The 24,118-nt window shown below is 42.3% G+C and carries 23 protein-coding genes and 1 other annotated feature; of the genes, 18 read left to right on the forward strand and 5 right to left on the reverse strand.

Features of this window, described 5'->3' with window-relative positions; translation table 11 throughout:
- Window positions 1-37: 37 nt before the first annotated feature.
- The 3 genes from O2Q26_RS06735 to O2Q26_RS06745 all read right to left on the reverse strand — a co-directional run bounded on the left by O2Q26_RS06735 (window position 38) and on the right by O2Q26_RS06745 (window position 4,321).
- Entirely contained in the window at window positions 38-1,513 is a 1,476-nt protein-coding gene (locus O2Q26_RS06735; protein ID WP_289215162.1) for an MDR family MFS transporter, read from the reverse strand.
- 250 nt (window positions 1,514-1,763) lie between these two features.
- Window positions 1,764-3,446, reverse strand: a complete 1,683-nt coding sequence (gene argS, locus O2Q26_RS06740) for an arginine--tRNA ligase (RefSeq protein WP_289215163.1) — start codon at window positions 3,444-3,446, stop codon at window positions 1,764-1,766.
- A 37-nt stretch (window positions 3,447-3,483) separates the two neighbouring features.
- Window positions 3,484-3,697: a binding site (T-box leader), on the reverse strand.
- A 72-nt stretch (window positions 3,698-3,769) separates the two neighbouring features.
- Window positions 3,770-4,321 carry a hypothetical protein gene (locus O2Q26_RS06745; RefSeq protein ID WP_289215164.1) on the reverse strand — a complete coding sequence of 184 codons (552 nt, stop codon included), beginning with the start codon at window positions 4,319-4,321 and terminating at the stop codon, window positions 3,770-3,772.
- A gap of 84 nt (window positions 4,322-4,405) precedes the next feature.
- Between O2Q26_RS06745 and O2Q26_RS06750 the strand changes: the two genes are divergently transcribed.
- From O2Q26_RS06750 to O2Q26_RS06775, 6 genes are all read left to right on the forward strand, one after another.
- Window positions 4,406-4,729 carry a thioredoxin family protein gene (locus tag O2Q26_RS06750; RefSeq protein ID WP_289215165.1) on the forward strand — a complete coding sequence of 108 codons (324 nt, stop codon included), beginning with the start codon at window positions 4,406-4,408 and terminating at the stop codon, window positions 4,727-4,729.
- Between the two features lie 311 nt (window positions 4,730-5,040).
- On the forward strand, window positions 5,041-5,883 hold the full coding sequence (gene proC, locus O2Q26_RS06755; protein ID WP_289215166.1) for a pyrroline-5-carboxylate reductase: 843 nt from the start codon (window positions 5,041-5,043) through the stop codon (window positions 5,881-5,883).
- A 58-nt stretch (window positions 5,884-5,941) separates the two neighbouring features.
- Window positions 5,942-7,075, forward strand: coding sequence for a glutamate 5-kinase (gene proB / locus O2Q26_RS06760; RefSeq protein ID WP_289215167.1), 1,134 nt, complete (start codon window positions 5,942-5,944; stop codon window positions 7,073-7,075).
- Between the two features lie 99 nt (window positions 7,076-7,174).
- Complete coding sequence (locus O2Q26_RS06765; RefSeq protein WP_289215168.1) at window positions 7,175-8,437, forward strand: glutamate-5-semialdehyde dehydrogenase; 1,263 nt, start codon at window positions 7,175-7,177, stop codon at window positions 8,435-8,437.
- 503 nt (window positions 8,438-8,940) lie between these two features.
- Entirely contained in the window at window positions 8,941-9,693 is a 753-nt protein-coding gene (locus tag O2Q26_RS06770) for a nucleotidyltransferase domain-containing protein (RefSeq protein WP_289215169.1), read from the forward strand.
- A 157-nt stretch (window positions 9,694-9,850) separates the two neighbouring features.
- Window positions 9,851-10,147: a DUF3817 domain-containing protein gene (locus tag O2Q26_RS06775; RefSeq protein WP_289215170.1), complete on the forward strand. Its 297-nt coding sequence runs from the start codon at window positions 9,851-9,853 to the stop codon at window positions 10,145-10,147.
- 45 nt (window positions 10,148-10,192) lie between these two features.
- On the opposite strand, the gene O2Q26_RS06780 is transcribed toward O2Q26_RS06775, so the two are convergent.
- Entirely contained in the window at window positions 10,193-11,293 is a 1,101-nt protein-coding gene (locus O2Q26_RS06780; protein ID WP_289215171.1) for an NADH-dependent flavin oxidoreductase, read from the reverse strand.
- 278 nt (window positions 11,294-11,571) lie between these two features.
- On the opposite strand from O2Q26_RS06780, the gene O2Q26_RS06785 reads away from it, so the two are divergent.
- The 12 genes from O2Q26_RS06785 to O2Q26_RS06840 all read left to right on the forward strand — a co-directional run bounded on the left by O2Q26_RS06785 (window position 11,572) and on the right by O2Q26_RS06840 (window position 23,881).
- Window positions 11,572-13,047, forward strand: coding sequence for a catalase (locus O2Q26_RS06785; protein ID WP_289215172.1), 1,476 nt, complete (start codon window positions 11,572-11,574; stop codon window positions 13,045-13,047).
- Between the two features lie 370 nt (window positions 13,048-13,417).
- A complete protein-coding gene (locus O2Q26_RS06790) occupies window positions 13,418-14,632 on the forward strand; it encodes an acyl-CoA dehydrogenase (RefSeq protein WP_289215173.1) in 1,215 nt (404 codons plus the stop codon).
- A gap of 4 nt (window positions 14,633-14,636) precedes the next feature.
- Window positions 14,637-15,416: an SDR family oxidoreductase gene (locus tag O2Q26_RS06795; protein WP_289215174.1), complete on the forward strand. Its 780-nt coding sequence runs from the start codon at window positions 14,637-14,639 to the stop codon at window positions 15,414-15,416.
- 38 nt (window positions 15,417-15,454) lie between these two features.
- Window positions 15,455-16,024, forward strand: a complete 570-nt coding sequence (locus O2Q26_RS06800; protein WP_289215175.1) for a TetR/AcrR family transcriptional regulator — start codon at window positions 15,455-15,457, stop codon at window positions 16,022-16,024.
- A complete protein-coding gene (locus O2Q26_RS06805) occupies window positions 16,024-16,896 on the forward strand; it encodes a 3-hydroxyacyl-CoA dehydrogenase family protein (RefSeq protein WP_289215176.1) in 873 nt (290 codons plus the stop codon). The genes O2Q26_RS06800 and O2Q26_RS06805 overlap by 1 nt, the downstream gene beginning before the upstream one ends.
- Before the next feature lie 11 nt (window positions 16,897-16,907).
- Window positions 16,908-17,306 carry an acyl-CoA thioesterase gene (locus tag O2Q26_RS06810; protein WP_289215177.1) on the forward strand — a complete coding sequence of 133 codons (399 nt, stop codon included), beginning with the start codon at window positions 16,908-16,910 and terminating at the stop codon, window positions 17,304-17,306.
- A 12-nt stretch (window positions 17,307-17,318) separates the two neighbouring features.
- Window positions 17,319-18,374, forward strand: a complete 1,056-nt coding sequence (locus O2Q26_RS06815) for a phosphotransferase family protein (RefSeq protein ID WP_289215178.1) — start codon at window positions 17,319-17,321, stop codon at window positions 18,372-18,374.
- Window positions 18,374-19,108, forward strand: coding sequence for a 2-phosphosulfolactate phosphatase (locus tag O2Q26_RS06820; protein ID WP_289215179.1), 735 nt, complete (start codon window positions 18,374-18,376; stop codon window positions 19,106-19,108). The genes O2Q26_RS06815 and O2Q26_RS06820 overlap by 1 nt, the downstream gene beginning before the upstream one ends.
- Window positions 19,109-20,881, forward strand: coding sequence for an acyl-CoA dehydrogenase FadE (locus O2Q26_RS06825; RefSeq protein ID WP_289215180.1), 1,773 nt, complete (start codon window positions 19,109-19,111; stop codon window positions 20,879-20,881). It abuts the gene before it with no gap.
- Window positions 20,882-20,910: 29 nt separating this feature from the next.
- On the forward strand, window positions 20,911-21,690 hold the full coding sequence (locus tag O2Q26_RS06830; protein WP_289215325.1) for an enoyl-CoA hydratase/isomerase family protein: 780 nt from the start codon (window positions 20,911-20,913) through the stop codon (window positions 21,688-21,690).
- A gap of 16 nt (window positions 21,691-21,706) precedes the next feature.
- Window positions 21,707-22,681 (forward strand): quinone oxidoreductase family protein, encoded by a 975-nt coding sequence (locus O2Q26_RS06835; protein WP_289215181.1) that lies wholly within the window; start codon window positions 21,707-21,709, stop codon window positions 22,679-22,681.
- Between the two features lie 624 nt (window positions 22,682-23,305).
- Entirely contained in the window at window positions 23,306-23,881 is a 576-nt protein-coding gene (locus O2Q26_RS06840; RefSeq protein ID WP_289215182.1) for a GNAT family N-acetyltransferase, read from the forward strand.
- A gap of 34 nt (window positions 23,882-23,915) precedes the next feature.
- Here O2Q26_RS06840 and O2Q26_RS06845 read toward each other — a convergent pair whose 3' ends face one another.
- A complete protein-coding gene (locus tag O2Q26_RS06845; protein ID WP_289215183.1) occupies window positions 23,916-24,068 on the reverse strand; it encodes a hypothetical protein in 153 nt (50 codons plus the stop codon).
- Window positions 24,069-24,118: the final 50 nt, after the last annotated feature.

Genomic DNA, 24,118 nt, shown 5'->3' on the forward strand with positions numbered 1-24,118 from the left:
ATTTTATCATGATTTCAGTTCAAGGCGAAAATATGGATCAAGAAGAAGCTTCACTTACATCACTAGGATGTGCCCGCTTTACGAACAAGGAGAGGACAAATCCTAATAGTGCTACAGCAAATGCAACGAAATAGACAAGTTCTACCCCAGCCACGGTGGCTTGGGTCATTGCACTTTCAGAAGCTGGGTTTTCAGCGTTTTGAAGGAAGCTCTCCTCCCTTGAAGTTAGTATACTTATGAAGACGGAAACACCGATAGCGCCTGAAACAGGCTGCAACGTATTCATGATTGCTGTTCCATGTGGATAAAGACGCTTCGGTAACTGATTTAAACCATTTGTTTGTGCAGGCATCATGATAGCTGAAACGGAAAGCATCAAGAACATATAGGTGATCACGATGATGTAAATAGGAGTATTTGTTCCTACCTGGCTGAGCGAGAACATGGTCACCGTCAACACGAAAGCAGCAGGGATAATCAACCTTCTAGGACCGAATTTATCAAATAGCTTTCCCATCACAGGTGACATCAGTCCGTTTAGAAGCGCTCCGGGCAACAGGATCAGACCTGCTGTTGCAGCAGTTAATGCAAGCGGCCCCTGCATGAACATCGGTAATATGATTTCAGAAGAAAACATCGACATCATTACAATGATGAACATTACAAGTGCAATAGAATACATCGGGTACTTGAAAACACGCACATCGAGAAGTGGATCATCAAGTTTTAATTGTCTTAAGGTGAAGATAACGAGAGATAACACTCCGGCTATAATAAAGCTGATTACCTGGAGTTCAAGGAAACCCGCTTCACCTTCACCTGCGAAGCTGAACCCTAGTACAACTCCTCCAAATCCTACCGTAGAAAGCAGGAGAGATAGCAGATCGATTTTCGGCTTCGTCACTTCTCCTACATTCCTTAAGTACTTATATCCGAATAGGATAGAAAAGACAGCAAAAGGAATGACCGTAATGAATAAAAATCTCCATCCTAAGTATTCCACAATTATACCGGATAAAGTCGGGCCAATGGCGGGAGCGAACATGATGACCAGTCCAACTAACCCCATGACAGACCCGCGACGTTCAGGCGGAAAGATGAGAAGAAAGGTATTGAAAATAATCGGAATCAGCAGTCCAGTACCGACCGCCTGAATCAGACGTCCCGCCAGTAAAAAAGAAAAAGTGGGTGCAACAGCACAAAGTACTGTTCCTATGGTGAAAATGGACATTGTTCCGATAAACATTTGACGAGTTGTAAAAGTCTGCAGTAAAAATGCGGACACGGGAATCAATATTCCCATAATTAGCATGAACCCTGTAACCATCCATTGGACAGTTGGAGCATTTATTTCAAAAACCTCCATCAAGGATGTCAAAGCTATATTTAATAAAGTCTCATTCAAAATAGCAAAAAACGCACCGATAATCAGGGAAAACATGACCGGCTTTACGCTGAAATCCGGATCGTCTGCTAAAAATTCATATTGCTCTTCTGTTGTATTTCCGTCCATATATAATCTCCTTTTCCTGTGTGTTCACAATAGAACATTATATAGTAAACAGACGTATTATATGAAGGATTTGCTCACACTTGATTTAACTCTTTTCAAGCAACTTGCAGATTTTTTGGAAGGAAAAGCTCGTTGCCCTGGAACAACCCTAACGACCCCGCTTTGTGTGAACTCGCATAAATAGGAATGTATCCCTTTACCATACATAGGTCAGCATTTTATCAAAATACATTGAGCGATTGCCACGGTCCTACATTTCTTCTGGAGCTTCAATTCCTAACAAAGATAAACCTTGTTTTAAAACAAGGGAAAATCCATAAACTAATGTTAATTTCGCATCTTGCTGCTCTCCCTGTAAAATTTTTGTGTGCGTATAATATTGATTGAAGGTTTTCGCTAAATCGAGCAGGTATTTAGCTATTTGGCTGGGATCATACTCTTTGTATGCTTTAGCTGTAGCTTCAGGAAATTTACGTATTTGTTTAATAAGGCTCCAAGCCTTTTCATCTGAAAGAAAAGGGTTGCTTGCGTCGACTTTGAAACCTCCCTTTTGCAAAATAGATTGGGCGCGTACATAAGAATATTGCAAATAAGGAGCGGTGTTCCCTTCAAATCTAAGCATATCCTCAATCGAAAACTCCACATCGTTTCGGCGGTCCTGCTTTAAGTCGTGGAAAATAACGGCTCCGACGCCAACTTGTCTGGCCACAGTTTCTTTATTTCTAAGTTGGGGGTTTTTCTCTTCAATACTGTCACTTGCCTGTTGGATGGCTTCCTTCAAAACATTTTCTAATAAAATCGTTTTCCCTTGGCGCGTAGACATCTTCTTGCCATCCTGCAGCATCATTCCAAAAGAGATATGCTTTACATTTTGCGCCCAGTTGAACCCGAGCTTGTTTAATACATGCTTGATTTGTGCGAAGTGCAGTGATTGCTCATGACCTACTACATAAAGAGCTTCATCAAATGAATAACTGTTGAAGCGATCGATCGCTGCTGTTAAATCACGTGTTGCATAAATGGTTGTTCCATCACTTTTTTTGATAAGGCATGGAGGTATTCCTTCCTCGTCCAGTCTTACCACCTTGGCCCCATCAGAATCCTCTAATAATTGATGTTCCTTAAGTAATTCGACAGTGGCGTCCATCTTATCGTTGTAATAGGCTTCTCCACGCGTGAGGTCGAATTCAATTCCGAGCAGCTGATAGATCTTCTCGAATTCTTCTAATGATACTTCCTTAAACCATCTCCATAATCTTAGTGCTTCTTCATCTTGCTGTTCTAGTTTTTTGAACCAGTGACGCCCTTCATCGATTAACAGGGTGTTTTCTTTGGCTTCTTCATGGAATTTCACATATATCTTTGTCAATTCAGCTAATGGGTTTGCGCGTATCTTTTCTTCGTCGCCCCAATTCTTATAAGCGGACAGTAATTTTCCGAACTGAGTCCCATAGTCTCCAATATAGTTGATTTTAACGGTTTCGTATCCGTAGTTCGCTGCTAAATTGGCTAGCGAATTTCCGATAACAGTAGATCTTAGATGCCCCATAGAGAAGGGTTTAGCAATGTTTGGTGCGGATAGATCGAAAACGACTGTTTTTCCTTCGCCAAAAGTATGTTTGCCATAGTTCTCTTGCTCGGTAAGAATTTGCTTGAGAGTATGCTCAGTGATGAACTGTTGATTCAGAAAGATGTTGATGTATCCTCCGACGGGTTGAACGTTCTCAAATAAATCATGCTTCAATTGTGGTGCAAGTTCGCTCGCCAGGTCTTGAGGAGGCTTGCGTAAGGCTGGTGAGAGCTTGAAGCAAGGGAAAGCCAAATCCCCCATTTTTTCCTGCTTAGGTATTTCTATGTGCTCGTATATCCAATCTCGGTTGAATTCTTCTCCGAGGATTTGCGATAATTGCAGGGCGAGTACGTGTTTTTCCATAAAAAAACCTCCTTAAAATTAAAAAACCCCGTCTCAAAAAAGAGACGAGGTATTTGCTCGCGGTGCCACTCTTATAGCTACAGGGGTAGCCACTCGAAGTTGATAACGGGGGTCTTCCCCGGCTTTGTCCTACTTACATTTCAGACTAGCTTCTTCAAAGTCCGGTTCACTCATTATCAGCTGTCAGGCTCCCACCGTCCCTGACTCGCTTAAAGCCGTTAATCAGTTACTCTCTTTTTCACAGAATTTAAGTATTGAGAAAATTATAGCGGAGTGGTCAAAGGAATGCAAGAGTAGGAATATCTTACTTGTCATTGCCCACTTTAACTAATAGGAGGAAAAGATGTTGGGTTTCTCCTATAAAGGTAGATCGATCCGTAAGTTACTTTTGATTCAACCGGCCATATTAAAGATGGGTTCCAGTCGGGCATAGCAAAACAGTTTGATATTAAGGTTGTGGGTTCGTGCTGCAATTTTATCTGAAGACGATCCATCGCTTTAGGATATAAATAAGTATAGAGCAAGTCGTACGTATATAATTGTTCGTTCATAAAATCAGTCTTCTTAATGATGACGTTCTTTCTCGGCTGAACTATTTTTCTGATTTTTAAAAAGAGCCAGGGGATGGTCGCCGTTTCGTAAGCAGTCACTTTAGCATCGGGAAATTGTTCAGCTAATGAAAAAGCCATCGTTCCAAATCCAGCACCCAAATCAGCGATTGTGGAAGGGTTCATTGGCTGAGCGATTTGAAGGGCTGCGTTTTTTTCTTTATTTGTAGTGGGGGTAGGTGTAATCCCATTCCTCGCCGAGTCTATAAGAACAAGCAAAACAATCAAGATCATAGCCCCAATTAGAGCAATAGTTAGGATAGTCACGTAAATCACCTCTTTTATTCAGTATAAGTCATGAAATGATCATCTGGAAGAGATAGTTGTTACAATAGGAAAGAGGTGAAATCAATGGAAAAAGCTTATTCTATAGAAGAAGTGCGTAAACACGTGAGTCAAAAAGCTCTGTCGCTCGTTTATATATCCCAGCCAGGATGTTCCGTTTGCCATTCTCTGCTTCCCCAGGTGGAAGAATTGCTGCAGGACTTCCCTCACGTCGACCCGATCCACGTCGATAGTAGAGAGATAAAGGACATAGCGGGAGAATATACAGTCTTTACGGTACCAGTCGTCATCTTGCTATCTGAAGGTAAAGAACTTGCAAGAATGGCTCGTTTTGTACCAATCGGAGACCTAAGACAACAATTAAATAAATATAGTCGTTTCATACAATAAGGCCTTCTTTTGAATGAGGGTCTTTTTTTGTGCAAAAATCGCATCATGATGCAATTTTTAGAAAATTCCGACCGATCAAATTTAAGCATTTTCAGGAAATTCAATCTCTGTATAGGCGCGTGAGTAGTGATTATTTGCTATGAGAAGCGATGAAGCGGAAATATCTCGCTAAGAAACCGTTTACACTCACTAATTGGACGATATAGACATGACATGCAAAATAACCCTTGATTCAGTTTTTACTAGTGTTATTATGAAAAACGTCATGAATTGAGCGAACAAAAAATGCGAACGGGAGAGATGTCACCCAAATGATTAAACAAACAATTGCTTTTCTAGGTGCAGGATCAATGGCAGAAGCTATGATTTCCGGAATGGTTGAATCAGGAAGTATTCCTGCCCATCAAATCATTGTTACAAATCGAAGTAATCAAGATCGTTTAAATGAAATTCAAAGTAAGTACGGTGTGCGTACTGTTTTGAAAAATGACTTAAATTATAGTGAAGTAGACCAATTCATTTTGGCTATGAAACCTAAAGATATAGATGCTGTTCTTGAAGACTTAAGATATAGAATTGATTCTGATCAAGTACTCGTTTCCGTGCTTGCTGGAATCTCTACTTCTTATATGGAAGACCGCCTGAATGATGGTCAGCAGGTCATCCGCGTAATGCCAAACACATCAAGCATGCTTAGAGAATCAGCTACAGCAGTCTGCCCAGGGCACTACACGGGCATGGACAACGTTATGGTAGCTAAAGAATTAATGAAAGCAATCGGTGAGGTATTTGTAATCGATGAAGATAAAATGGACGTTTTCACAGGTATTGCGGGAAGCGGACCAGCATATTTCTACTACCTTATGGAGCATATCGAAGAAACTGGTAACGCAGAAGGAATGGATCGTGAAACTTTACGTGAAATTGGAGCTCAGACCCTTCTAGGAGCAGCAAAAATGATGCTCGAACGTGATGAGAGTCCATCTGAACTAAGACAAAATGTAACATCACCAAACGGAACAACAGCGGCGGGCCTTGAAGCTCTTCATCAATCCGGTGGAGGAGAAGCAATCTCTGAAGCGATCAAAGGAGCAGCAAGCCGTTCGAAGGAAATGAGCAAGGAACTCGAAGGAATGCTCGTCGGATCTAAATAATATGACGATACCATCTAAACGCAGTAATAGACTAAACAGAGAAAATAGGAGTGATACATTGGTTAACGACACGAACAAGAAACGTGTAGTTATTAAAATTGGCAGTAGTTCATTAACAAGTCTTCACGGAGAAATCAGCCGACGAAAGCTAGAGAAATTAGTAGATGAGGTTGTGCGTCTAAAGGACGACGGGCATGAAGTGTTACTCGTATCCTCTGGTGCAGTAGCAGCTGGTTATCGTAAGCTGGGCTGTCTGACGCGTCCGGATTCTTTACCGGAAAAACAAGCTGCAGCTTCAGTTGGCCAAGGGTTGCTCATCGAATCCTACTCTGACTTATTCCTATCCCATGGGTATATGGGTTCTCAAATACTAATTACCAGAAGCGACTTTTCTGATGAACATCGTTACAACAATGCTCGAAATACAATCAATGTTCTGCTTGAGCGTGGCATTATTCCAATAGTAAACGAAAATGACACGATAACTATTGATCGTTTAAAATTTGGAGATAATGACACACTATCCGCAAAAGTCGCTGGTCTCGTTGATGCCGATGAACTTATCATTCTTTCAGATATTGATGGGCTTTATGACGCAGATCCTAGAAAAGACAGCGATGCTAAGCTTCTCGATAAAGTCCACGAAATTACTCCAGAAATTGAAGCAGCCGCTGGAGATCCAGGCAGCGCTGTAGGTACAGGAGGAATGAAGTCAAAAATCGATGCATTCAAGATTGCTATGGCTTCAGGAATCTCATCCTTCTTAGGGAAAGCAGGTACCGATAATATCGTATATGATGCAGTTTATCGTAACGCCGTCGGAACTTATTTTGAACCGACGAAAGAAACCGAGAACTTGAATGCGAAGAAACAATGGATTGCCTTCAATTCTGGTCCAGAAGGTGAAGTCACTATCGATCATCGTGCTCGTCAAACGATCGTTGATATGAAAGAAGGGCTGCATCCGGTTAACGTCCATCACGTCAATGGCCGTTTTAGAAAAGGAGCTGTCGTTCGTATCTATGATTTAGATGGCGAAGAAGTAGGTTTAGGTGTAGTGAATTACTCTTCTAAACAGTTGGAGAAAATGATTGGTTTGACTGACCCAGAACTTGAATCATATGAACTTGCCGCAATTGAAAGTAAAGATTTAGTCTGCCACTTAGAAGTGAAACTGCCGGTAGGCGTTTAAGTATTAAGGTGAAGGGGCCAGTTACGTACTGGATCGCCTTCCTGTTCCAAAGTATCTATCCCCACTAAAGTGGGTCCCAAATTTTCAAGGAGGTCTTGGATGACACTAACAAAAGGTAATGTGAACGTGGAGGAACAAGCGATAGAAGCTAAAAAAGCTTCAAAAAAACTGATGGTGCTTTCTGAAAAAGAGAAAAATGAAGCGCTGAACCATTTAGCAGACGTACTAGAGAGAGAATACGAAACCATTTTACAGGCGAACGAGAAAGATTTGGAGAACGGAAAAGAAAAAGGATATTCTGAAGCTTTCATGGATCGATTATCCCTATCCAAAGAACGTGTTGCGGACTTTGCAAATGGTTTACGTGAAGTAGCTAAGCTTGAAGATCCAACAGGAAACATTCTTACAGACTGGACGTTAGACAATGGCCTGCAAGTTGAAAAGGTGACCGTACCACTTGGTGTGATTGGTATGATTTATGAAGCTCGTCCTAATGTCACGGTAGACGCGACGGGCCTTGCTTTGAAATCAGGGAACGCGATCGTATTAAAAGGCGGATCTTCTGCAATCAACTCCAATGGGGCAATCGTAGATGTGATCCACAAAGGATTAGCTGAAACGAAGATCCCTAAAGAAGCGGTACAGTTTATCGCAAGCACTGACCGTGCGGCTACGAATGAATTATTCACAATGAAAGAACACATCGACGTTCTTATTCCGCGTGGTGGAGGCAAGCTGATTCAAGCTGTTGTTGAAAATGCCACAGTTCCAGTTCTTGAGACTGGAGTAGGGAACTGCCATATCTATGTTGATAAAGAAGCCGATGCTACAAAAGCGATCAATATTTTAGTGAACGCAAAAACAGACCGTCCGGCAGTATGTAATGCAGCTGAGACACTGATCGTTCATGAAGAATGGCTTGAGAAAAACAGTGAAGCTTTGATTGAAGCTCTGCAGCGCAATAACATGAATGTTCATGGTGATGAAAAAGCTGTAAGCGTCATTCCAGGAGCTGTTCCTGCCGGTCATGAAGACTGGGCCAACGAATACTTGAGCACAGACATCGCTGTTAAGACAGTCAGTGATGTCAACGAAGCGATTGGCCATATTGAAACGTATGGTACAAAGCACTCTGAAGCGATTGTTACCGAAAACGATGAAACCGCTCAGTTGTTTTTAAGCCTTGTAGATGCAGCAGCTATTTACCATAATGCATCTACCCGTTTCACAGATGGTGGAGCGCTAGGCTTTGGAGCCGAAATCGGTATTTCCACACAGAAGCTGCATGCACGTGGACCTATGGGTCTGCCAGCGTTGACAACTGTTAAGTTCTTAATGAAGGGTAACGGTCAAATTCGATAACAATTTGACTTAAAGGAAGGGAAGCTTATTGCTTTCCTTCCTTTTTAGTGTGCATGGGTGTGATTAAAGATGATATCTGGGCAAAGCAGGTATCTATTTCAGCCTGGCAATTTTCTAACTTGTATAAATTATCTCCTTATCTTTCCAACATCCTTATTTTAGGATATGATGTTAGAATCTTAGTTTTAAAAGCTATGCTAAATGTCGTGGTTAATTATTCGTAAAAGAGTTTTTCAATCATACAGCGGTTATCCGGAAGACATGATTCCGAGGCATTTGGTGAGTGGATTACGGTGGCGGGGAATGGCTCGCCGCTCCCTCATTTATATTTGCTTTCTCGAAATCGCCTGACTAACCACTTTCTTAATAATAGCAGGATAATCATTTTCCAGAGCCGTGGAGTTGAAAGGAGTTTCGAGCACCTTTAATCGGATGAAACTGAGTATTCAAGAAAAGAGAGTTTACATAAACAACACTGAAACTTTAAAAAAGTGGGGAAGATTATGAGACAAAAAGAAGCGGTTAAGGCAATTACTGAAAGTTTGAAGAAAGATCCGCTGGTAAAAGCTGTGTTTTTAAAAGGATCGATGGGGCGTGGGGAAGAGGATGAGCATTCAGATGTGGATCTGTACGCTTTAGTAGATGATGAATCCTCTTTTTTAAAGAATAGAGTACGTCATCTCAAGGTATATAAAGAAATCCTCTTTTATGATGACATCTTTATTATTGCACCACAGATCATCGCGATCTATGAGGATTTGCTGCATGTCGACTTGTTTACAGTCACGGACGAGACACTGATTCATAAGGATTACTTAAAAGTGCTGTACGATCCTGAAAACCGGTTGGAAAAAGGGGAGCAGCATTTAAGGCTCAGTGAGCAGGAATTTCTGGATGCTGTTGATGATGCCGCTTTTTTCCTGCTGCAGTATAAGAAGTCTGCGGGACGAGGTAATGATTTATGGTCGGTAAAAGTATTAAATGATGTGGCTGAAAATACGGCGAGAATATTGTTACATAAATATTGTCCAAAGAGGGCTCAGCTTGGACTGAAGACAATTGAACGATCATTATCAGAAGAACATAAGAAGGAACTGAAGGAAATATATGAAGAACTTACGATTTCTCGTCATTCTTATTCGGCACAGAAAATCGCTCAGCTGTTAGACCGCGAATTTGATTGGATCGTGCAGCAACTCCCCCAAGCTAATTTTACGGAGGACTTCCTAAGGAGAATGATTGATGAAACGAAATAAAACTAATGAGCACGGAAAGCCTCCCGAACACCCTATCTATTAAGATAGCTGAGCGTACAGTCACGACACTTTAGAAAATAGTAAACAAGTGGAGCAAAGATCAGTTGATTTATAGTGTAGTATGCTAGAATAGTCCTTGAACTGTAAGGAGGATGGAATGTTGAATAATAAACCTTTACATCGTTTTCGTATGGCGGGTTTTGCAGAGGGACTATCGCTGCTGATCCTAGTCTTGATTGCGATGCCTTTAAAATATATTGCTGGAATTCCGGAAGTAGTGAGTGTAGTCGGTGCTCTGCATGGTTTCTTTTTTATTGCTTATGCTCTTATAGCGCTGTACACGACATACAAGGTCCGCTGGTCGTTCCTGTGGCTGGCCAGTGCGTTTGTCGTAGCATTTATCCCGTTCGGAAATTTCTGGCTGGATCATCGAATTAAACAATCGTTTTATTAAAGAAATCGCCGTATTCCCATTATGAGGAAAACGGCGGTTTTTCATTTATTCTTTAACGGGGATCCAGTTTGGTACACTCATAATCTTCGTCCACATTGGTTCAGGGATGACGACTTCGTCTTTTTTATCAGGGTCCATCTTAGTGCGCACAGGTTCGCCTGTTTCAGCTTTTTGCACCCAATCAGGATCGATGAGCAGTTCTCTGCCTAATGAGACGAGGGGGACGAATTCTAATGATTGTTTTACATCTTCTACAGAGTAAAGGGAGCCTACGCCCATGACAGGAACTTTATGGCCTATTCTTTCCGTTATGAGTTCTATGACGGGATAATCGTCATTTTCATTTCTTATAGATGATTGAGAAAACTGCATGAGAGATACATGAACGTAGTCTAATCCTTGTTCAGATAAAACGTCGACAAACTGCATGGTATCTTCTAGAGTAATTCCAGGCTCTTCTCTTTCTTCAGGGGATAATCGGTATCCTATAATGAAAGGATCATTTGCGTGAGTATTTACCGCGTTTTTTACAGATTCAACAACCGCGACTGGAAAATTCATGCGATCGCGTACATTGCCTCCCCATTGATCTGTACGACGGTTAGAATGAGGAGAAAAGAATTGCTGAAGAAGGTAGGTGTTTGCCCCATGGAGTTCTACACCATCAAAGCCTGCTTCAATCGCACGACGTGCAGCCTCACCAAAATCGATAACGGTTTGCTGAATCTCTGCAGACGTCATCTCCCGCGGTGTCGGGGCATCTTCACGTTCAGCTGCGACCGCACTTGCGCTCACCGTTTCTTCGTCAGGAACTAAGTGAGGCGGGCACATACGTCCACCATGGTAAATTTGTAAAATGGCTTTCGAACCCTTCTCATGAATACTGGCTGCTAATTTCCTCAGGCCGGGAATAAGCTCATCACGGTCTACTCCGATTTCACCATCGAACCCTTTGCCCTGTGCGTTTACATTAGCGCATGCCGTAATCACGGCACCTACTCCACCAGCACGCCGGGCATAATAGTCAAGTTCCTTAAGAGAAACTGTGCCATCATCATTTGATAGAAAATTTGTCATAGGGGCCATCAGGATGCGATTTTTCAATTCTGATCCCGAAGGTAATGTATATGGATCAAATATATTCATTGCCATTCCTCCTTCATCATTGAGAACAAGAATAGTCTATCATTTGCTTGCGACGCTGTCTTTAAAATTGCTTGTCCCTACTATCTATAAAGGCAGCCAAAATTGTTGTAACATCGTAGTTCGAAATTATTCTTATATAATTTTTAAGGATTTTCAGATAATAATTATTTAAAAATAGTTTTAATTATAATTTACAAGGGTATTTCATATACAAAGCCCATAGTAGCCATCTGACTATTGATGGGAATACTATTTTAATTTATGAAAGAGAGGGTATTATGTCTGAAAAAAATAATAAAAAACGTATGACGACCAACCAAGGTGTACCTATTTCTGATAATCAAAATTCAAGAACAGCAGGAAGAAACGGCCCGATACTTATCGAAGACTATCAAATGATTGAAAAAATTGCTCACTTTGACCGTGAACGCATACCTGAACGAGTAGTGCATGCACGCGGAGCAGGAGCCCATGGGGTCTTTGTTACGAAAAACAGTATGAAAAAATATACAACAGCAGATTTTCTACAGGAAGAAGGAAAAGAAACTCCGTTATTTACTCGCTTCTCAACAGTGATTCATGGAAAACATTCACCTGAAACGGCTCGAGATCCTCGTGGCTTCTCCGTTAAGTTCTATACAGATGAAGGAAACTATGACTTTGTAGGGAATACTCTTCCTGTATTCTTTATTCGTGATTCCATCAAGTTTCCCGATGTCATCCATTCACTGAAGCCTGATCCGATAACTAACGTTCAAGATCCTGCTCGTTACTGGGACTTCATGTCGCTGTCTCCAGAGACAACGAATATGATGCTACACCTATTCACTGATGAAGGAATCCCTGCAACGTACCGTAATATGCGTGGGTCAAGTGTACACGCGTTCAAATGGTACAATGCTGAAGGAGAAACGTTTTATGTCAAGCTGCGCTGGCAGCCGAAAGAGGGTATAAAGAACTTGACTCCTGATGCAGCTCAGGAAGTTCAAGGAAAAGATTTCAACCATGCTACAGTAGATCTTTATAATGCTATTGAAGATGGGAACTATCCGGAGTGGGATCTTTATGTTCAAGTCCTGCACCCGGATGAATTGAATGATTTTGACTTTAACCCATTAGATGCAACTAAAGATTGGCCGGAAGAGGACATTCCTTGGGAACATGTAGGAACTATGACGTTAAACAAAAACGTAGATAATTTCTTCGAAGAAACGGAACAGGTCGGTTTCAACCCTGGTGTTCTTGTCCCAGGAATGCTGCCTTCTGAAGACCAGCTCCTTCAGGGACGCCTATTCTCTTATTCAGACACTCAGCGACATCGTGTAGGCCCGAACTATCAGCAGCTGCCGATTAACCGTCCAAAAGTTGAAGTGAATAATCATCAGCAGGATGGATTCATGGGACGCGACAGCGGGGTTCGCCATACGAACTATGAACCGAATAGTCAAGATGGAGAACCCGCTCCAGTGGAAGGATATGAAGAGCCGCCGCAGCCTATCAATGGCACAGCTGGGCGCGAAATCATCGATAAACCGAACTACTTTGGTCAAGCCGGTCGTATTTATAGAAGCTATGACCAACAGACGAAAGATGCACTTATCCGTAATGTCATGATGGATTTCGATCAAATTGAAGACCGTAATATCGTAGGTCGTCAAATCGCTAACTTCTATCAGGCAGATGAAGAGCTAGGGAAAACTCTAGCTGAGAAATCTAATATTAACCTGGATCAATTCGTAGGAAATACTGTGTGATCCATGCTTAGAAAAGCTTTACCTTCCTTTTGAAGGTAAGGCTTTTTCTTTTGATTGAAGACTATATTTAATATATGTTGATATTTAATTAGTCTTCCTTATCTTCAAGTCTAAGTTTCGCGATCTGCTCGGGTTGAAAATTTTACTTCTTACGGCGACATTTATGGGATGAGAACAGGTGACCGGACTGAACGACCTGTTAGGGAAGAGACATGAACTGTTAATTATGACGGTAGGGAAAAGTGAAAAAATGAGAAAGTTAAATGAATAACCATTCACTAAACGCTTGAATTTTCAGAATTATCCATTTAGAATAGAAAGTACATACTAACCGTTTGGTATGTTAACGGTAGAATAGGAGTGGATTCATATGAATTTTGATTATTCGGAAAAAGTGAAGGCATATCAGCAGAAGCTATATGATTTTATGGAAGAATATATTTACCCGAATGAGATTGTATACGAAGAACAATTAAACGCCCAGGAATCAAGATGGGCTGGAGTACCGCCTATTATGGAAGAATTGAAAACAAAAGCGAAGGAAGAAGGACTTTGGAACTTGTTTCTGCCTGATGATACATATGGAGCGGGGCTGACGAATAGCGAGTATGCGCCATTATGCGAAATTATGGGACGTTCACTGCTGGCTCCGGAGGTGTTTAACTGTAACGCACCAGATACAGGAAATATGGAGGTTCTTACACGCTATGGAACTGATGAACAAAAAGATAGATGGCTGCAACCTCTCCTCAAAGGAGAAATCCGCTCGTGTTTTTCTATGACTGAACCAGACGTAGCTTCATCTGATGCGACCAATGTGGAAGCTAGAATTGAGCGAGATGGTGATGAATACGTCATAAATGGCCGGAAATGGTGGTCTTCAGGTGCAGGTGATCCAAGATGTGAGATTGCTATTTTTATGGGGAAGACGGATCCGGAAGCTGCTAGGCACGAGCAGCAATCTATGATTCTTGTCCCTCTAGATACAGCAGGTGTTTCAATAAAAAGGATGCTGCCGGTGTTCGGATATGACCACGCTCCCCACGGACACGGGGAAATCGATTTTGAGAACGTAAGAGTTCCTGCTTCTAATATTTTATTAGGAGAAGGAAAAGGGTTTGCTATCGCTCAAGGCAGACTAGGCCCAGGACGAATTCATCACTGTATGCGTCTAATTGGTGCTGCGGAAAGAGCGCTTGAAGAATTATGTAAGCGTGTTCAAAGCAGGGTGGCTTTTCATAAGCCCCTTGCAGAACAAGGAGTTGTCCGGGAGTGGATTGCGGACTCTCGCATTGAACTTGAGCAAGCGAGACTGCTTACACTGAAAGCAGCTTATATGATGGATACGGTAGGAAATAAGGCTGCTAAATCAGAAATAGCCATGATTAAAGTGGTAGCACCGAGTATGGCACTCAGGGTGATTGACCGAGCAATTCAGGCTCATGGAGCAGCGGGTGTCAGCGATGATTTCACGTTGGCTGCCCAATGGGCGAATTCAAGAACACTACGTTTAGCTGATGGTCCTGATGAAGTTCATAGAAGACAGATAGCTAAACTCGAATTATCTAAGTATAAGGAGGAATAGATAGATGCATGTAATGGAGCTGTTCAATTTAAAAGGCAAGACCGCCATTGTGACTGGAGGGGGACGAGGTCTAGGCGAGCAAATAGCAGAAGGTTTGGCAGAAGCGGGAGCAAACTTAGTTTTATGTTCCAGAAAAAAAGCAGCTTGTGATGAAGTTGCAGAACGTCTGAAAGAACAACTGGGTGTCGACACTTTGTCGTTAGCCTGCGATGTGACAAACCCTGAAGATGTGCAGCAAGTCGTCGATCAAGCTTTAGAGAAATTCGGCACGATAGACATTCTAGTGAATAACAGTGGTGCTACATGGGGAGCCCCTGTGCTGGAGATGCCACTGGAAGCTTTTCAAAAGGTCATGAATGTCAATGTAACTGGCACTTTCCTTATGTCGCAAAAGGTGGGGGAAGTGATGGTCAAGCAGCGCTCAGGAAAAATCATTAACATCGCTTCAGTAGCTGGACTGGGCGGAGCTGATGCCAGGTTTATGGACACGGTCGGCTATAACGCCAGTAAAGGAGCGGTAATCACATTCACGAAAGATTTAGCAGTGAAGTGGGGTCAGAACAATATTCAAGTAAACGCTCTGGCTCCAGGATTTTTCCCTACAAAAATGTCCAAAGGCGTCCTTGAACAGGGAGGAGATTTCATTTTGGATCGGACACCGCTTGCCAGGTTTGGAAGTGAAGAAGATTTAAAAGGAGCTGCTTTATTTCTGGCATCGAACGCTTCTAATTACGTAACTGGAGATGTGCTCGTTGTAGACGGCGGCATGCATGCTTCATGTTGAGTACTCGGACAATCAAAGAAGAAAGGGATGGCCAGGCCATGAAGGGAAAAATGCTTGATACATGTATCTCCCTATTCGGCCGTAAAGGATTTCGAGAAACGTCTATACAAGACATCGTCGAAGCCAATGGCATAACTAAGGGATCGTTCTACTACTACTTCAAAAATAAAGAGGATGTACTTGTTTACATTCATGATTCATTCATTTCAGACCTTCTAAATAAGCAGAAGAGGATCATAGAGGCGGAGGAAATGTCTTATAAAGAAAAACTCCATGCCATGGTTGAGATGATGGTGAAAAATATCGCAGGTGGTGCAGACAGTGCCATGGTTTTCTTTAGGGAAATCAGAAATTTGAGCGAAGCAAAAACGAAAGAAATTTTACCGAAAAGAGATCTGTTCCAAAAGAATATTCAGAACGTCATCGAAGGAGGAGTGTCACACGGAGAATTCCGGTCTGACTTAAGAGCTGACATGCTATCTTATGCGGTGTTAGGTGTAGCCAACTGGAGTTATTTCTGGTATGAGCCGGACGGTCAGGTGGATGAACAGCAGCTGACAAACATCTATATGACGATGATCTTACAAGGTATTGAGGAGGAATCATAATGAATGTGCAGAACGTTACAGTAATCGGTGCCGGAGCCATGGGGCATCAAATTGCCATGCTGAGTGCCCTGGCTGGATACAAGACGAGTATTCAAGATGTAAAAGATGAATCATTACGGCAGGCAAGATTGAAACTGACAGAAATTATGGACCAATGGATCGGTAAAGATAAAATTACGATAGAAGAACGGGACCAGGCTTTTGAAAATCTTTATTTTACAAATGATCTAAGAGAGGCTGCAGGAGATGCTGATCTTATCATCGAGGCGGTTGTAGAAAAACTGGATATTAAGCGGAAAGTTTTAGCTGAAGTCGATAAGTTAGCTCCTAAACATGCGGTCTTAGCTACTAATTCATCAACTATTGTAAGTTCATTGATAGCTGATGCTACTAGCCGGCCTGAGAAAGTATGTAATATGCATTTCTTTTTTCCACCCCTGGTTATGGACTGCGTAGAAGTCGTTAAAGGAGAGCACACCTCCGATGAAACAGCTCAGGTTGTTATGGAGGTCAGCAAACGAATGAATCGTACAGCCGTTTTGCTTCAAAAAGAAATCTCAGGGTTTGTCGCTAATCGTATTCTCTTCGCCATACAAAAAGAAGCTATGGCTTTATATGAAGGGGGATATGCAGACTTTGAGGATATCGACAAGATTGCGAGAAAAGCACTTCGTCACCCAATTGGACCTTTTGAACTTATGGACCTATCAGGTATAGATGTGGGCTATTATGTAATGCAGCAACAGTTTAATGAAACGGGTGATCCTAAAGATAAGCCTTCTCAAACACTTGTCGATAAAGTAGAAGCTGGCGAACTGGGAAGAAAAACAGGAAAAGGTTTTTATACGTACCAATCTAACGTAAAAAAGTGAGGAGAAGAACAATGCACGAAACAGTGATACAAGTCAGGTTCTGTGAAACGGATTTACTCGGGCATGTAAATAACAATAACTTTTTTATCTATATGGAAGACTCGAGAATTAAGTTTTTTGAGGAGCTGAAACTCGTTGATGAAAACTGGAACTTCATTTTAGCTTCTATAAAATGCGATTTTCTTAAGCAGGTGTATTATGGCCAGGAAATACTTATAAACACTAGAGTCGTTAAAATAGGGAATTCAAGCTTTCACTTGGAACAAGATATGTTAGAAAAAGAGTCGGGAGATTTAGTCGCTAGAGGATCTTCTGTAATCGTTCAGTTTGATTTTGACAAGCAGTTGAGCAAGCCTTTGTCGGAAGATATGAAGAGGCAGCTGGAATCGCATCAGCTGGCTCCAAAGTAAGGAGGTTCATTCATGGAAGAGACAAAGGATACACGGAAGGTGCGAGAAGGCGAAGAAATTGATGGAAGAAAAATTGAAAAATTCCTAAGACAGAATTTCGATGAGATTCCGGATGAACCTCTCCAAGTCCGTCAATTTGGAGCTGGTCATTCCAATTTGACCTATGAATTAAAGGCAGGAGATTGGGAGGCGGTTCTTCGGCGTCCTCCAAAAGGACCTGTTGCTCCAAAAGCTCATGATATGGAAAGAGAATATCGTGTTCTAAAAGCGCTTCACAATAAATTTCCACTAGCACCGGAACCTTATGTTTTTGACGAAGGGAAAGTGTTAGGTAAACCATTTTTTATAATGGAGCGGCGTCACGGATTTGTAGTAGACACTGAATTTCCAGATGAGATGAAGGACGTTCCCGATCTCGCAAGAAAGCTTTCCAGCACGATGGTCGATCGGCTGGTTGAACTGCATTCCATAGATTACAAGGCGACCGGCCTCGAACAAATGGTCAAGCCTGAAGGTTTTATGGAGCGTCAAGTTCATGGCTGGATTAAGAGATTCGATCAAGCTCGTACGGATGACGTAGTCTCCGGTGAACGACTGAAAAAATGGCTCACCCATCATGTACCTGATTCAAATGAAGCTTCTATCATCCATTACGATTACAAGCTCAACAATGCGATGTTCAATGAAAAGGCGGAAATGACCGGGTTGTTCGACTGGGAAATGACGACCGTGGGAGACCCATTAGCCGATTTAGGTGCCGCAATGAGTTACTGGATTGAAAAAGACGACCCTGGGCTGATTCAAACAGGACTGGGCAAACCGCCAGTAACCATTCAGGATGGATTTTATACACGAGATGAATTCATACAGCGTTACGCACAAAGAAGTGGGCGAGACATGGAACAAATCCACGTCTACGTAACCTTTGCATATTTCAAGCTGGCAGGAATCGTCCAGCAGATTTACTACCGGTATAAAAAAGGTCAAACTAATGATCCGCGGTTCGCTGACATGAATGTTTTTGTAAATAACTTAATTGAACACGCAGAAGAAACGGCAGGTTTATAATGAGAAATATCCAGCTCATTTTCAAAAAAGAAGACATTGAACCAGAGCAGATGAAAGGTAAAGTGGCTGTCGTATTCGATATATTGTTTGCCACTACAACGATTACCGCGGCACTTGAGGATGGAGCCGAGTCAGTATTCGCTGTTTACGATCAAGCCCAGGCCCGCGAAAAAGCCAGATCATTGGATGAAGATTCTTATATTCTTGCGGGGGAAGAACAGGGGCGGACTATCGATGGATTCTATCATCCTTTAAGAACGTACCTGAACCCTATAGTCAAGGGTAAACATCTGATTCTATCAACGACTAATGGTACTGTAGCTATCAATCGGTCCAGTCAAGCGGAACATCTGTATACTTCTTCACTGTTAAATAATAGAGAAATGGCAAAACACTTAGTAGAACAACACAAAGGTGATCAGACAATCGTATTAGTCTGCTCTGGTACGAGCGGGCATTTTACAATGGAAGACTTTTATGGAGCAGGCAGCCTTCTATCCTATTTAGTAGAAAAAGAAACATTCAACTTATCTGATGCAGCCCAAACCGCTCTGCAGTTCTATAATGGATTATCCTTATCTCCGTATGAATTGCTTAGATCGACTAAGATAGGGAACATTCTGCTCGATTTTGGCATGCATGAGCGAGAGCTTAAGTTTGCTGCCCAGGAAGGCAGTCTGCATACAATATGTAAATATGACCAAGACAGCAGGCAAATTAAGGAGGTTGAATAAATGAATCCGCTCGAAACGATCGTTAAAGGAGGAGGTTTCTTAATCCATGAAATTCTTCCTGAATCTATTTTCACTCCAGAAGACCGAACAGACGAACATAAAATGATCGGCGACACCGCTCGGCAATTTATTTCCCGGGAAATCCACCCATATCGAAAAGATTTAGAATCGGGAAATTTTAAACTTGTAGAAGAAAAAATGAAGCACGCAGGTGAACTCGGTCTGCTTAGTCACAGTATTCCTGAACAATACGGCGGACTAGGCCTTGATAAAATCAGTAAAGGGATTGTAGGTGAAGCTCTCGGAAATGCGAGCGGGTATAGTGTGGCTCATTCCAACCACACATGTATTGCTACTCTGCCGATCACCTATTTTGGAACACCTTTACTAAAAGAAAAATATTTACCGAAGCTGGCAAGCGGGGAATATATTGGCGCTTATTGTTTAACCGAACCAGAGGCAGGATCAGATGCTCTATCAGCCAAAACGACTGCGACTTTGAATAGCGAGGGTACCCATTATATTTTAAACGGTACAAAAATTTATATCACCAATGCTGCATTCTCAGATACTTTCATAGTATATGCCAAAGTAGATGGAGTACATTTCACGGCTTTTGTAGTAGAGCGCACTTTTAAAGGGTTATCAATTGGACCTGAAGAAGACAAGATGGGGATCAAGGGATCATCCACTTGTTCAGTCATTCTCGAAGATTGTGAAGTACCTGTTGAAAATCTGTTAGGTGAAGCAGGGAAAGGGCACCTGATCGCCTTAAACGTACTCAATCTAGGACGCTTTAACCTTGGGTTTGCTACAAATGGAGCGGCTAAGTACTGCTTGAAACTTGCCATAGACCATACGACCGAAAGAAAGCAATTCGGTAAAACCATTGCAGAATTTAATGCCAGCAAACAAAAGCTCGCCAAAATGAACGCTCGTATCTATGCCGCCGAATCACTTCTTTATAGAACAGCAGGACACATTGAATCCGTATTAGGCAGCTATTATGAATCCAGTGATCATAAAGCAATCGCTCAAGCGATGAACGAACATGCTCTTGAATCAGCCATATGTAAAATCACTGGATCAGAAACTCTTGATTACATTGCGGATGAATCCCTGCAGCTGCATGGAGGAGCCGGGTTCATTAAAGAGTATCCGATAGAACAAGCCTACAGGGATTCCAGAATCAATCGGATTTTTGAAGGAACCAACGAAATTAACCGTCTCCTCATACCCGGTATATTTTTCAAAAAGGCGGGCAAAGGCGAATTTGATGCCCGTACCATCACGGAGAAAGCCGAGTTCTCCCTTAAAAATGGTGAATTCAAAAACAATGAAGGACCATTAGAAAAATTGCAAGAAGCCGTCCATTTATTCAAAGATCTTTATTTGGTTTGTGCGGGCGCCGCTTATCAAATGTATGGAAACGCTATTCAGAACGAGCAGGAAACGCTTATGAATCTTGCCGACCTGGTTATTGCGATTTACGAAACGGAGTCCACCGTCCTGCGCACAATGAAAGCTATTCAAAATTCAGAACCAAATGCTGAGCTTAAAACTAAACTGGCCTATACAGTAGTAGAAAATGCTTCCCTGTCCGTCCACCAATCGGCAACATTACTTCTTTCAAATCTATTAAAGGGTGAAGAAAGGCTGAAAAGTTTACAAAATATTGCTTTCCTGCTCAGCGCTTATCAGTGGGAAGATACCATTGAGCGTAACAGGACTATAGCGGATATCCTCATTGAAGAAAAACAGTATACATCATAAAAAATAAGGAGTGTTGAATTTTGAATTCTTTGAGTAATGAACATTTACAGGTGAATTTGAACGGTCCCGTGCTTTCCTGTGTATTAAATAGGCCAGACAGCTTGAACGCTTTTTCTGATGAGATGATTTTTGGTTTGCACGAAGCGCTGCGAGAAGCGGAAAATAATCATGAAATTAAGGTAGTTGTGTTATCAGGTGCAGGGCGTGCCTTTTCTGCAGGAGGAGATGTAAAAAGCATGGGAAGCGCTGGCGCTAGTGAGCTCTATGACCATGTTGGAGAATTGAATAAACTTATTTTAAAAATCAAGGATATTTCTAAACCAGTCATTGCTGTCGTGCACGGGTATGCGGCAGGCGCAGGGTTCAATCTGGCTCTTGCATGTGACCAGATCATTGCTGGTGAAGATACGAAATTCGTATTGAGCTTTGCTCAGGTAGGGCTTGTATCAGACGGAGGAGGGCACTACTTTTTAAGCAAAATCCTCGGACCTTACCGCACCAAAGAGCTATTGTTCAGAGCTGAGCCCATCCCTGTAGAGACGGCGATGGAGTGGGGATTAATCAACCGAGTGATGCCATTGGCTGAACTTGAAGAAGGTGCCATGAATTACGCTGTAGAAATCGCTAAAGGGCCAGGGCGCGCTATAGGAATGATGAAAAAGCTCGTGGATCAGGCTGATCAATCGGATTTGGCATCGATTCTCGAACAAGAGCGTATCACTCAAACGATGATGGCGGCCACTGAGGATCACAAAGAGGGCGTGCAGGCGTTTAAGGATAAGCGCAATCCGGAATTCTTAGGTAAATAGAAGGGATGAGATAATTATGAAAGCAATTCAATTCAAAGAGTATGGCGGTCCTGATGTACTGGAGCAAGCTGACGTCGACCGTCCTATACCAGAACAGGGAGAGGTTCTTGTTAAAGTCACAGCGATTGGAGTCAATTACGCTGACACAGCAAGACGTCAAGGTGCCTATGTTATTCCGACTCCTTTACCTTTTATTCCTGGAGCTGAGGTTTCCGGGGTCGTTGAGAAAGTGGGAGAAGGGGTAGGTAAGTTTCAAGAAGGCGACCGCGTAGTGACATTAATAGGTTCAGGAGGCTATGCTGAGTACGTAACAGTAGACGCGAAGACGTTGATCCCACTGCCGGCCGAATTGGAAGATGAGTCAGCGGTTGCAATACCACTGCAAGGTTTAACAGCTTACCATTTATTAAAAACGATGGGTAGAATAGAGCAAGGAGAGACCGTGTTGATCCATGCGGCTGCCGGAGGAGTAGGTTCATTAGCTGTACAACTTGCTAAGCATTTCGGGGCAGGTCAAGTGATCGCTACAGCAAGTACAGCGGAAAAGCTGGCCCTCGCTCAGGAGCTTGGAGCTGATCATTTGGTGAATTATACGAACCCTAACTGGCGGGAAGAGGTTATGGAGGCTACAGATGGTAAAGGCGTAGATATCGCTTTAGAAATGGCTGGTGGTAATATTTTTCATGAAACGATTAAATGTATGAGATCGTTTGGCAGAGTGGTCATTTACGGAGTTGCCAGTGGTCAACCAGCTGAAATGTATCCATCTGGCTTAATGAATCGTAATTTATCAGTGATTGGCTTCTTTCTGCCGCAAATTATGAAAAAGCCTGCTTTATTCGAAAGTAGTTTACAGGAACTTCTCCAGCTGGTTCAGCAAGGTAAATTGAAGCTGACGATCGGCGGAGTATACGACTTGGAAGATGCGGCCCATGTCCATGAATTATTGCAGGGGAGAAAGACGAAAGGTAAGCTTATATTGAAACCTTAATCAAAGTGAACCGTCTCTAATAGGGGCGGTTTTTAATTCGTAAGAGAGTTATTTAATGGTATGGTATCCAGAAGACTCAATTTCATCATGATAAGTAGAAAGTGGTTTTAGGAATGGGCTCGCTTTCCGTGGGAGTGCGGTGAGCTTCCTCAGGCTGCCTCCTTCCGGGATCTCACCAATCACTCTCATCCCACAGGAGTCTCGCCCATTCCTAAAACCACCCCTATGTAATTAATTAACGGGTCAACATAATTCTCTCACATCATTCAACCGATTAAGTTTGTGAGTCTTATTTTCATAATTGTTTAGAAAGAATCAGGGCTCTCTTATCTTCTAAATAAGGGATATAATTCAGGGGTGGGAATAACACTCTTCGATAAGGTCTAATGCCCTTAGTAGAGCCTTTTTAATATCCGGGTATTGGTCTTGGAAATGGGGAGACTCCTGCGGGAAAGGATAGACAGGCTAGACTCCGGAGAGCTTTAGCTCGAGGAGGCGCCGTCTTCCCCGCGGAAAGCGAGCCATTTCCAAGACCCCATTTTCTATATCAACACGAAAGTTTAACTGATTCTTTTTTTCAGAAAAGATAATCTCGTGTCGAATTAAAACAAAGGAGACTTGACGATGTTTAAGCATTATATTGATGAAGAACTATCTCTGAAGTTAGTAGAACCAGAAGACGCTGAAGCGATCTATCAAGTGATGGACGAATCTCGCAGCCATTTACGATCCTGGCTCGCCTGGGTGGATGGGACCGAATCCATCGAACATACAAAAGAATTTGTCCAAATGGTTATGAATAAGTTTGCTGACGGAACAGGGGTCAGTACTTGCATCCTTTATCAAGGTCAAGTAGCTGGATTGGTCGGGATACATGCTGTAGATAGGAAAAATAGTAAGACTAGCATCGGCTACTGGCTGGGAGAAAGATTTATAGGAAAAGGAATTATGACTCGTGCTACTAAAGCAATGGTAGATTACGCCATCTATGAAAAAGGGCTGAATCGGGTAGAAATACGGGCAGCTTCAGAGAATTTAAAAAGCCGCTCAATTCCTGAGCGGCTGGGTTTTATTCAAGAAGGAAACATTAGACAAGCGGAATGGCTGTACGACCAATATGTAGACCACGTCGTATATGGGGTGACTGCTGGTGAATGGAAAACAAATGGTCAGAATAGAGGTTGTCCCCTTGAATGGTAAAGGGGGAAACCCGCCCCTTATTTGACCGCAATGCTTAAAAGATACAACCAGGGAGGTTAGCCTTTCTTTCCACAGCAGCCTCCAGTTTTATAGGATGATTTTTTCTATATTGGGGTGTTTCAATAATCGTCGGTTCAGACGAAGCTTTTTTAATCGATCCACTTTTATTTACCCTTTTCCTTCTCAATATGTCCATCTCCTTTCAAGTGATAGTATAGTATAAATCGCTAAGAGAGT

The sequence above is a fragment of the Halobacillus campisalis genome, from assembly GCF_030345335.1.
Classification (GTDB): domain Bacteria; phylum Bacillota; class Bacilli; order Bacillales; family Halobacillaceae; genus Halobacillus_A; species Halobacillus_A campisalis.

What these genes read in the sequence shown, in the direction of transcription:
- O2Q26_RS06775 (WP_289215170.1), top strand. Translation starts at nt 9,851, where the DNA reads ATGTTGAATAATAAACCTTTACATCGTTTTCGTATGGCGGGTTTTGCA.
- argS (WP_289215163.1), bottom strand. Translation starts at nt 3,446, where the DNA reads ATGGAAAAACACGTACTCGCCCTGCAATTATCGCAAATCCTCGGAGAA.
- O2Q26_RS06810 (WP_289215177.1), top strand. Translation starts at nt 16,908, where the DNA reads ATGCACGAAACAGTGATACAAGTCAGGTTCTGTGAAACGGATTTACTC.
- O2Q26_RS06790 (WP_289215173.1), top strand. Translation starts at nt 13,418, where the DNA reads ATGAATTTTGATTATTCGGAAAAAGTGAAGGCATATCAGCAGAAGCTA.
- O2Q26_RS06735 (WP_289215162.1), bottom strand. Translation starts at nt 1,513, where the DNA reads ATGGACGGAAATACAACAGAAGAGCAATATGAATTTTTAGCAGACGAT.
- O2Q26_RS06820 (WP_289215179.1), top strand. Translation starts at nt 18,374, where the DNA reads ATGAGAAATATCCAGCTCATTTTCAAAAAAGAAGACATTGAACCAGAG.
- O2Q26_RS06750 (WP_289215165.1), top strand. Translation starts at nt 4,406, where the DNA reads ATGGAAAAAGCTTATTCTATAGAAGAAGTGCGTAAACACGTGAGTCAA.
- O2Q26_RS06805 (WP_289215176.1), top strand. Translation starts at nt 16,024, where the DNA reads ATGAATGTGCAGAACGTTACAGTAATCGGTGCCGGAGCCATGGGGCAT.
- O2Q26_RS06815 (WP_289215178.1), top strand. Translation starts at nt 17,319, where the DNA reads ATGGAAGAGACAAAGGATACACGGAAGGTGCGAGAAGGCGAAGAAATT.
- O2Q26_RS06765 (WP_289215168.1), top strand. Translation starts at nt 7,175, where the DNA reads ATGACACTAACAAAAGGTAATGTGAACGTGGAGGAACAAGCGATAGAA.
- O2Q26_RS06835 (WP_289215181.1), top strand. Translation starts at nt 21,707, where the DNA reads ATGAAAGCAATTCAATTCAAAGAGTATGGCGGTCCTGATGTACTGGAG.
- O2Q26_RS06785 (WP_289215172.1), top strand. Translation starts at nt 11,572, where the DNA reads ATGTCTGAAAAAAATAATAAAAAACGTATGACGACCAACCAAGGTGTA.
- proC (WP_289215166.1), top strand. Translation starts at nt 5,041, where the DNA reads ATGATTAAACAAACAATTGCTTTTCTAGGTGCAGGATCAATGGCAGAA.
- O2Q26_RS06770 (WP_289215169.1), top strand. Translation starts at nt 8,941, where the DNA reads ATGAGACAAAAAGAAGCGGTTAAGGCAATTACTGAAAGTTTGAAGAAA.
- O2Q26_RS06795 (WP_289215174.1), top strand. Translation starts at nt 14,637, where the DNA reads ATGCATGTAATGGAGCTGTTCAATTTAAAAGGCAAGACCGCCATTGTG.
- O2Q26_RS06800 (WP_289215175.1), top strand. Translation starts at nt 15,455, where the DNA reads ATGAAGGGAAAAATGCTTGATACATGTATCTCCCTATTCGGCCGTAAA.
- O2Q26_RS06840 (WP_289215182.1), top strand. Translation starts at nt 23,306, where the DNA reads ATGTTTAAGCATTATATTGATGAAGAACTATCTCTGAAGTTAGTAGAA.
- O2Q26_RS06780 (WP_289215171.1), bottom strand. Translation starts at nt 11,293, where the DNA reads ATGAATATATTTGATCCATATACATTACCTTCGGGATCAGAATTGAAA.
- O2Q26_RS06825 (WP_289215180.1), top strand. Translation starts at nt 19,109, where the DNA reads ATGAATCCGCTCGAAACGATCGTTAAAGGAGGAGGTTTCTTAATCCAT.